This window comes from Cronbergia sp. UHCC 0137 (assembly GCF_034932285.1).
Classification (GTDB): Bacteria; Cyanobacteriota; Cyanobacteriia; order Cyanobacteriales; family Nostocaceae; genus Cronbergia.
Map to the genome: position 1 here is coordinate 65965 of NZ_JAYGHC010000028.1, position 8446 is coordinate 74410.

An 8446-nucleotide genomic window follows, 5' to 3' on the forward strand; every position below is an offset into this window, starting at 1 on the left:
CTCGACTATTGGTAATCAGGTATCGCACTCAACAAGAGATCGCACTTCATCAATCTAACCCACAAGCGATACCTTCTCTACGAGACACTACGTGAACGGTCAGCTATCTCTTCGAGACGCTACGCGAACGCTATCGCACTTCATCAACCCAACCTACGAGCGATTCGGAGCGGAGCGCTTTCCTGCGGAACACTACGTGAACGCGATCACTTGACATTCAAAACAGTCGCTACAAACTTTTGGGGATTCATTGGTGATTCAAAAGTGTTAGTATAAATCATTTCCAAAAGTTCAGAAACTTGATATAATGGATATAAAGACTATTTAGTGAGGTAATAATTATGTTATCAACTGATATGAAACAAGAATCAATGGTTAAGAGAATTGAGAATATTGTTTCTATTTTAATGGAAGAAGATTCTTTATTCAAAGAGGATTTGAATTATGTAGAAACAGTACAAAATTTAGTAAAAGTATTTAAAGAAAACTTTTCTTTGGAAAAATTTAATCAGATATCAGAAGAAAGTCTTAAAAACCGTTGTGATAAAATGATGGCTGTGCAACTTTTGGCTAAAATAGGTGAAGATTTTACTCCTGAACAAATGGCAATTTTTGAAGACGCAATTAAGCGGAAGTAGGTAATGTGTGAATTATTTATTAGATACTAATATTGTTTCTTTAGCAATTAAACAAAATTCTCAAATCTTACAAAGAATCTTAGCTGTTGATGCTAAAGAAGAAAATATTTTCATTAGCTGTATAACTTACTTTGAAATTAGGAGAGGATTTTTGGCTTTTGATGCACCTAAACAAAGAGAAAGATTTGAGGATTTTTGTCGAAAATATCCGATTATTTTCTTAGATGATTTGGCAATTTTAGAAAAAGCTGCCCAAATTCATGCTAATTTGAGATTAAGGGGTGTACCAATTCAAACTGAAGATGTTTTAATCGCTGCTACTGCTATTCTTAAAGATTTAATTGTGGTTTCTAATGATAGTGATTTGTCCAGAGTTGAGGGTTTAAGTTTAGAGAATTGGGTAGAATTATGATGATTAAATTATTTTTTGGCTGATGTATTTAAAACTGTAGGTTGGGTTAAGCTGTTATTGGGTTTTTCGCATTTGGTCAGGGTGTAAGTGGCGAACTCGCACTTTATCCATCTAACCGACAAGCGATACCTTCTCTACGAGACACTACGTGAACGGTCAGCTTCGCTATCGCACTTCATCAACCCAACCTACGAGCGATACCTTCTCTACGAGACACTACGTGAACGGTCAGCTATCTCTTCGAGACGCTACGCGAACGCTATCGCACTTCATCAATCTAACCTACGAGCGAACTGACAAGTCAGCGCTTGCGCTATCGCACTTCATCAACCGAACCCGATAAGCGATCGCACTTTAAACAACCCAACAACCAACCTACAAATGATCGCACTTTTGTTCAATTAAAAATAAGGTGCGTTACATTCATTAACGCACCCTACAAGATCGGCGATCGCACTACAAGATCAGCGATCACACCAAATCAGATTGATGAATGAGCGTATTTTCATTCCATTCTCCACTATCAAATTTATCAAGAATATACTTAAGATTAGCTGGAATGTTCTGCGAAAGTGTAGCTAATTCTTCTTGACTGATTAATAATTCCTGTTTAGACACATTAACTATTGTACCAAAGAATGATATCTGAACTCCTATTCTCTTCCTTATGACAGAAATTTCATTTGTTTCTAAAGCATCATAAGTTTCTTTGATACTAGCCGCAATAGCAGCAGTTACACTAGCGCCAGCATCAGAAGACTTCTTACAAACAAGTGGTAAAGAGTTGATAGCGAGTAAACTTTCCGTAATGTTATTATAATTGCCTGATCCGCATTCCTCTAAGTATCGGATTGAGGTTAAAATCATGTTCTTGTAAAGCTTTTCACCTTGCTTCCATTCTCTGTCAATTATAAAGTACATTTTTGAAAATGTATTAGCCATAAGGGCACTCAAAGCTCGTTTAGATACTTTAGCATCACCAAAACGCTGGACAATTTTTTGTGCTATTTCGTCAGAATTTTTGTTTGACATATTAAACCTTTAAAAAGATTGAGATTAAAGCTTTACAGCAAATTTAGCAGTGGTCGGAAGATTTTAATTTAATCCCCAAAACCTGAGTATACGCGCCTCTCGCCTGAGTCACCCCAATGGTACGCTGTGCTGATTCTATCATGGGACGACGCAAACTCACCACTATAAACTGTGCTTGTTCTGCCTGTTGTTTAATCATTTTTGCTAATCGTTCCACATTGGCCCCATCTAAAAACATATCTACTTCGTCAAAGGCGTAAAATGGGGAAGGACAATATCTTTGCAGCAGTAGGTTAGGTTGAGGAAAATAAACCCAACACATATATATCAATATTTCCAGAACATGGGTAGGGATTGAGTATTGCTAAACCTCTACAAAAATATCGGTTTTTATCAATAAATTGCAAATGCAAATAATTTACTATTTTAAATTTATGAATTATGCGATCGCCATTCAGATATTAGGATATTACCTCTGGTTTGAAATTACAAGTTTTATACTAACCGTAATTTACCTTAACTCGACCAAATTCAATGATTAAAAAATAATAAAACTTATAATTAATACATCAGTATCAAATATAATTAACCAGTAAATAAAAACTGAAAAACATAAACATGAAACAAACAACAGCCAATTATGACCAAGCATGGAAAGGAGCAATAGAAAAATACTTTCCAGAATTTATCAACTTCTTTTATCCCCAAATTTACCAACAAATAGACTGGAGTAAAACACCAATTTCTCTAGACAAAGAACTAGAACAAATTACCGCTACCTCTAACACAGAAAAACGCTATGCTGATAAATTATATCAAGTGTGGTTACTAGATAACACAGAAATTTGGATATTAATTCACATTGAAGTACAAAGTCAATACGATGAAGAATTTTCCCAAAGAATGTATATCTATAACTACCGTTCCTTTGATTTATACCATAAACCAGTAGTTAGTTTAGCCATATTAGGAGATGAAAGCAAAACATGGCGACCTAATAGTTATCAATACGGTTTAGGTAACAGTGAGGTTGTGTGTAAGTTTGATACGGTCAAACTCATAGATTACAAATGGGAAGAACTAGAGCAAAGCAGCAATCTATTTGCTATATTAGTAATGGCACATTTAAAAACCAAAACTACTAATAACAAACTTGTAGATAGGGAGCAGTGGAAATGGAAATTAATTAGAAGTTTATATGAGCGAGGTTTAAGCAGATATGACATTGAAAACCTCTTTAGATTTATTGACAAAATGATGTCATTAACCAAGGAATTACAACAGAAATTACTCACGAAAATAACCAAGTATGAAAAGGAGATAGAAATGCCTTTTTTAACACCTACTGAAGAATTGTTCATTGCCAGAACTCGCCAACAAGATATCATTAAACTGCTACAAGTCAAGTTAGGTGATGTTCCCGCAATATTGAGCAAAAATATTCAGAATATTGATGATCTAACCGCTTTAGAAGAACTGCTAATATCAACAATGACAATTACTTCTGTGGCAGAATTTACCAATTTAGTTAATTCTAAATTACCAACTTCAGAAGAATAAAAAACAGATGTAGGGAAATATTGCATTAGATTGAATTATATCAAATATATTTCTCTACTTTCTTACCTATTTAAATTATCTAATTAGTTGAAATTTGTGTTGATCCTCAAAGGGAGGTATCGGTTGTTATGAATAAATTACAGTTCCAAATAATTCACAATTTATAATTATTGATATATTGCTTTTGTTGCCAAAATTAATAATTCAATGGTCAGATGATTGTAACTTAATACCCAAAACCTGAGTATAAGCACCTCTAGCTTGAGTCACCCCAATGGTGCGCTGTGCTGATTCTATCATGGGACGACGCAAACTCACCACTATAAACTGTGCCTGTTCTGCTTGTTGTTTAATCATTCTCGCTAATCGTTCCACATTGGCCCCATCTAAAAACATATCAACTTCGTCAAAGGCGTAAAATGGTGAGGGACGGTAGCGTTGCAGGGCAAAAATGAAACTTAAAGCGGTAAGGGATTTTTCACCTCCTGACATCGACGCTAGACGCTGTACAGGTTTACCTTTGGGGTGCGCGACTAAATTTAAACCACTGTCAAAGGGATTTTCGGGGTTTTCTAATTGCAGGTAGCCGTCACCGTCGGAAAGGGTAGCGAAGATGGTTTGAAAGTTCTCGTTTACTGCGTCGAAGGCTTCTTTAAAAGCGCGTTGACGTAAGGTGGTAAAGTTTTCTATTCTTAATAGTAATTCTGTTCGTTCCCCTTCTAAAGTTTGTAATTTGTCTGTGAGTTCTTGCAGACGATTTTGGACTTTTTCATGTTCTTCTAACGCCAACATATTTACAGGTTCCATTGCTTGCAAGCGTTTGGCTAAACCTCGCAATTCCTTCTGCAATTGTTCTAAATCTACTTGGTTGGGAACTTCTGGAAGGGGGTTGGGTAATTCTGCACTTAATTCCCGCAGTTTGGTTTGTAAAACTGTTAAATCTTCTCGCCGTTTGGCTTGGGTTTCTTGGAGTTTCTGCAATTCCCATTGTAACTGTTGTTGACGCAAAAGGAGCGATCGCACTTCTTGTTCTGTGGCATCCCGTTTTCGTTTTTCTTCCCCTAAATTTTGCTCTATTTGCCTTAAAGCTGTTTGAATTTCGGTAATTTGGTTATTTATCTCTCCTAGTTGACTGTTGACTGTTGTTTGTTGACTGTTAACTGTGATTTCCTGTTGTTGATATTCTGTAACTCGCGTTTCTGCAACTTGGATTTTTTCCTGTAATCGCTGTTGTTGATTTTCGAGATTTTTTAATCTTTGTTCCGCTTCCCTTAATGCTGTATCTTTTTGTTGTAATTCTTGCTCTTGGGTTTTAATTACTGCTTGAATTTGTTGCCATTCACTAGGGGTTTGAGAGGATTCCAATTCATTTAAAGTATGTCTTAATTCTTGCAGTTCTGTTTCCTGTCCTGGTAATTCCCGATCTAAAATTTCCAACCGAGTTTGGGAAGTGGTGAATTTTTCGGTATTTTGTGCCAGTTGCGATCGCCCTCCTTGCAATTGTGCTGTTAAACTTTTAATATCCTTCTGCAACTGTTCCAACTGTAACTGCTGTTCTCTCCTGGCTTGACGTGCTTCGGTGAGTTCTTGGGCTAAACTTTTACTCCGAATTGATAAACTAGAAATTGCCTCATTGCAACGTTCTAAAATTCGTTCAATATCAAGCAAACGAGTTCGTAAATCGCTCATTTCTGCCGATTCTGCCGCTTCCCCTGTCCCAAACCGCAGAGATGAACGTTGGCTACTGCTTCCCCCAGTCATCGCCCCGCTAGTTTCCAACAATTCCCCTTGCAGAGTTACAATCCGATAGAGTCCGATATTTTTCCGTGCCTGTTCCAGATTGCTAAAAATTACCGTACTACCAAAAACATAACTAAATACATCTTTATAACGGCGATCGCACTCTACCAAATTTACCGCATAATCTACAAATCCACTAGCGAAACGCAGAGTTGCATCTTGCACATATTTAGGTGCGTTAATCTTATTCAACGGTAAAAAAGTTGCTCTCCCAGCCCGTTTTTGTTTTAACAATTCAATTCCGGCGGAGGCGATACTGTCATCTTCTACCACAATATGTCCCAAACGTCCACCCCCAGCCATTTCCAACGCCAAATGATAACGGGGATCAACCTTACCCAATTGTACCACCAAACCACACAAACCGGGCATTCCTGACTGTAAAATTACTTTACTCGCCTGTGTTCCTTGTACCTCTTGCTGTGCTTGCGTCTGTGCTTCCAATTTATCTAACTGACGTTGCTTTTCTCGTTGTTCTTGCAAAAGACGCTTTTGAGTATCTTGTTGGATTTGCAGTTCTTGTTCCGTCGCAGCTAGATTTTCAGCTAAATTTTGAATTGGTGCAGCAGCAGCATTAAACGCCGTTTCTAATTGCAGACATTCGGCTTGCTTTTGAGCCAATTCAGGTTCTAAAGTAGCAATTAACTGAGATTGTTCTTGAATTAATTGCTGTAGTTGACTATTCCGTTCTGTGAGTTGGGCTTGTTCAGTGCGTTGGGGTTCGAGAGTTTGCAACAAAGTTTCAATTTGCCGATTTAAAGCCGTTTGTTGCTGTACCCAAGCTTCCGAAGCAGAAGCAATTTCCGCAGCAGCTTGACGGGAAGATTCTAGATTTTGTTGCGCGGTTTCACGTTCCGATTGTAGAGACGTTCCATGGAACGTCTCTACATTTTGTTGTTTCTTAGCCTCTTCTAAAGCCAATTGATATTGTTGAATTTCTTGTTGAGTTTGAGATAAATTTTGGATAGTTGTTTGTAAAGTCGTCGCTAACTCCCCTTGTTGACGTTGGAGTTGTTTACGTTCAGCATCTTGAGTAGCGAGAGTAGATTGAAGCGATAAAAGTTCCTCCTCCCCCAAAGCCTTAACACGAAGATTTAATTGTTCCAGTTCCAGATTTTTTTGATCAATATTGGAATTAACCGTAATGAGTTCCGTGTTAAAATCCGTAGAAGAGCGATCGCTATTTTGGATTTCCGTCACCAACCTTTCCTGCTGGGCTTGAAAAGAACGCCAAGAAAGCACCGCTTCCCAAGACTGCTTATGTTGAAACTCCGTTTTTAACTGCCGATATTTTTCTGCCTTAGCTTTGTCTTGAGAAAGGCGATCGCGTTGTACAGTTAATTCAGTCTCAATAATCCGACAACTATCTTCCTTTTCCTTCACCTCATCCAAAGTTGACTTAGCTTGAATAATTTTGCGATCATAAGTAGCCACCCCAGCCAACTCATCAATAATTTCCCGACGTTCCCGGGCATTCATCGAGATAATGCTAGTAACATCACCCTGCAACACCACATTATACCCTTCAGGATAAACCCGTAACTCCTGCAACTGTCCATGCAACTCCGTCAGAGTACAACCCACACCATTAATATAATAATTCGACGTATAACTCCCTTGATGACCAACCCGCAACCGACGAGTAACACTCCACTCCCCTGATTTTGGATTTTCCTCCTCTTCCTCCTCCCTCTGCGCCTCTGCGCCTCTGCGTGAGACATCATCCGACAAATCAAACGTCACCGTCACACTAGCCTCAATAGAAGCCTTACCTTTAGGTTTTTGAGCATTATTCACCAAATCCGGCAAACGTTCAGCCCGCATACCCTTAGAACTAGAGAGTCCCAGACAAAACAACAACGCATCCAAAATATTCGACTTACCAGAACCATTGGGTCCAGATATGACAGTACACCCCGGCAGTAAAGGGACAGAAGTAGTACCGCCGAAGGATTTAAAATTGGTGAGTTCAACGCGCTTGATATGCACCATTATGGGCGTTGGTCAACTTTTAATTGAGTCTATGAACCATTAGTGTATCAATTATTTACAGATTGGCAAGCTCTGAGGGGAAAGAATTTTAGTCTCACGCAAAGGCGCAAAGACGCAAAGGTAAGTTTTTTATATTTTATATCATGTTGGTTTTTGTGTCACTTTTTAGCGATCGCCTTTTCAACACCTTTCCACTCAAACCAACCCACAAGGGATCTTAGAGTCCTCAATCTAAATAAATTCTTTCAAACGGTTGTTTTCGATAACGGCGGTAAATATCAAAATCACTATCTAATGTAATAATTGCAGAAATATTTAATCTTTCAGAGATAGCAATTAGGGATAAATCAGCAAAATCACCGGGTAAGTCAGCATATTGTTCATTGAGTTCTCTAATTCGAGCAAAGTCTTGCGGTAATAGAGAAACACATTGATAAAGTTGTTGGGATAAGTCGTTTAGAAATTCATTTTGGGTACGATAATCCCTACTTAGAAGATACATTACTTCTGTGATGCAACCCATTGTGGTAATCAATTCACTGGTACATTGTTCAAAGAAATTAGTAACGGATTTATGGTAATTATCTCTGGCACTGTAATAAGCTACTAAAATACTACTATCAGTGAGGATAATAGGGGAATAATCTTTCATTAATTATGTTTTTGATGACGATTTTCAATATATTCAGCAACAACTTTTTTACGATTTTCTCGTAGTGATAAGTCAGTAGGAGCGTCTTGTAGGAGATGTTGAGGATGACCACCTCTCCGTTGTGCTAGGGTTTGGGGAGATTTGCAAGTTTGCCAATGTTGATAAATTAGTTTTTTCAGCAATTCTTCAGATGTAGTATTTTCTTGAGCGATGATTTCTGCTAGGTAGCTTTCTGTTTCTTGATCTAGGTTGATAGATAACATTTTTACCTCCCATCATGGTTTTTTATATTTTATATCATGTCGGGTTTTGTGTATCACTTACATTACTATTATTGCATTTTTAACACCATCCCACCCC

Annotated in this window: 7 protein-coding genes and 1 pseudogene; 3 read left to right on the forward strand and 5 right to left on the reverse strand. The window is 37.9% G+C overall.

Annotation, left to right across the window (positions count from 1 at the left end; translation table 11 throughout):
* The first annotated feature begins 341 nt into the window (after nucleotides 1-341).
* Together VB711_RS15850 and VB711_RS15855 are read left to right on the forward strand one after the other, a co-directional pair.
* Nucleotides 342-638, forward strand: coding sequence for a hypothetical protein (locus VB711_RS15850; RefSeq protein ID WP_323287102.1), 297 nt, complete (start codon nucleotides 342-344; stop codon nucleotides 636-638).
* Between the two features lie 7 nt (nucleotides 639-645).
* Nucleotides 646-1050, forward strand: a complete 405-nt coding sequence (locus VB711_RS15855) for a type II toxin-antitoxin system VapC family toxin (protein WP_323287103.1) — start codon at nucleotides 646-648, stop codon at nucleotides 1048-1050.
* 471 nt (nucleotides 1051-1521) lie between these two features.
* Here VB711_RS15855 and VB711_RS15860 read toward each other — a convergent pair whose 3' ends face one another.
* The gene (locus tag VB711_RS15860; protein WP_323287104.1) at nucleotides 1522-2082 is read right to left on the reverse strand and encodes a hypothetical protein; all 561 of its coding nucleotides are present in this window, start codon (nucleotides 2080-2082) and stop codon (nucleotides 1522-1524) included.
* A 43-nt stretch (nucleotides 2083-2125) separates the two neighbouring features.
* Nucleotides 2126-2368: pseudogene (locus tag VB711_RS15865) on the reverse strand (hypothetical protein); the annotation flags it as partial.
* 332 nt (nucleotides 2369-2700) lie between these two features.
* Between VB711_RS15865 and VB711_RS15870 the strand changes: the two are divergent.
* The gene (locus VB711_RS15870) at nucleotides 2701-3642 is read left to right on the forward strand and encodes a hypothetical protein (RefSeq protein ID WP_323287106.1); all 942 of its coding nucleotides are present in this window, start codon (nucleotides 2701-2703) and stop codon (nucleotides 3640-3642) included.
* 204 nt (nucleotides 3643-3846) lie between these two features.
* Here the strand turns inward: VB711_RS15870 and smc are convergent, their stop codons facing one another.
* The 3 genes from smc to VB711_RS15885 all read right to left on the reverse strand — a co-directional run bounded on the left by smc (nucleotide 3847) and on the right by VB711_RS15885 (nucleotide 8349).
* Entirely contained in the window at nucleotides 3847-7434 is a 3588-nt protein-coding gene (gene smc, locus VB711_RS15875) for a chromosome segregation protein SMC (protein WP_323287108.1), read from the reverse strand.
* 226 nt (nucleotides 7435-7660) lie between these two features.
* Nucleotides 7661-8086: a type II toxin-antitoxin system VapC family toxin gene (locus VB711_RS15880; protein ID WP_323287109.1), complete on the reverse strand. Its 426-nt coding sequence runs from the start codon at nucleotides 8084-8086 to the stop codon at nucleotides 7661-7663.
* Nucleotides 8086-8349 carry a hypothetical protein gene (locus VB711_RS15885; RefSeq protein WP_323287111.1) on the reverse strand — a complete coding sequence of 88 codons (264 nt, stop codon included), beginning with the start codon at nucleotides 8347-8349 and terminating at the stop codon, nucleotides 8086-8088. Before VB711_RS15885 ends, VB711_RS15880 begins: the two co-directional genes overlap by 1 nt.
* Nucleotides 8350-8446 lie beyond the last annotated feature (97 nt).

Excerpts from the sequence above, each read along its gene's own strand:
- VB711_RS15850 (WP_323287102.1), top strand. The coding sequence starts at position 342 with ATGTTATCAACTGATATGAAACAAGAATCAATGGTTAAGAGAATTGAG.
- VB711_RS15860 (WP_323287104.1), bottom strand. The coding sequence starts at position 2,082 with ATGTCAAACAAAAATTCTGACGAAATAGCACAAAAAATTGTCCAGCGT.
- VB711_RS15870 (WP_323287106.1), top strand. The coding sequence starts at position 2,701 with ATGAAACAAACAACAGCCAATTATGACCAAGCATGGAAAGGAGCAATA.
- smc (WP_323287108.1), bottom strand. The coding sequence starts at position 7,434 with ATGGTGCATATCAAGCGCGTTGAACTCACCAATTTTAAATCCTTCGGC.
- VB711_RS15880 (WP_323287109.1), bottom strand. The coding sequence starts at position 8,086 with ATGAAAGATTATTCCCCTATTATCCTCACTGATAGTAGTATTTTAGTA.
- VB711_RS15885 (WP_323287111.1), bottom strand. The coding sequence starts at position 8,349 with ATGTTATCTATCAACCTAGATCAAGAAACAGAAAGCTACCTAGCAGAA.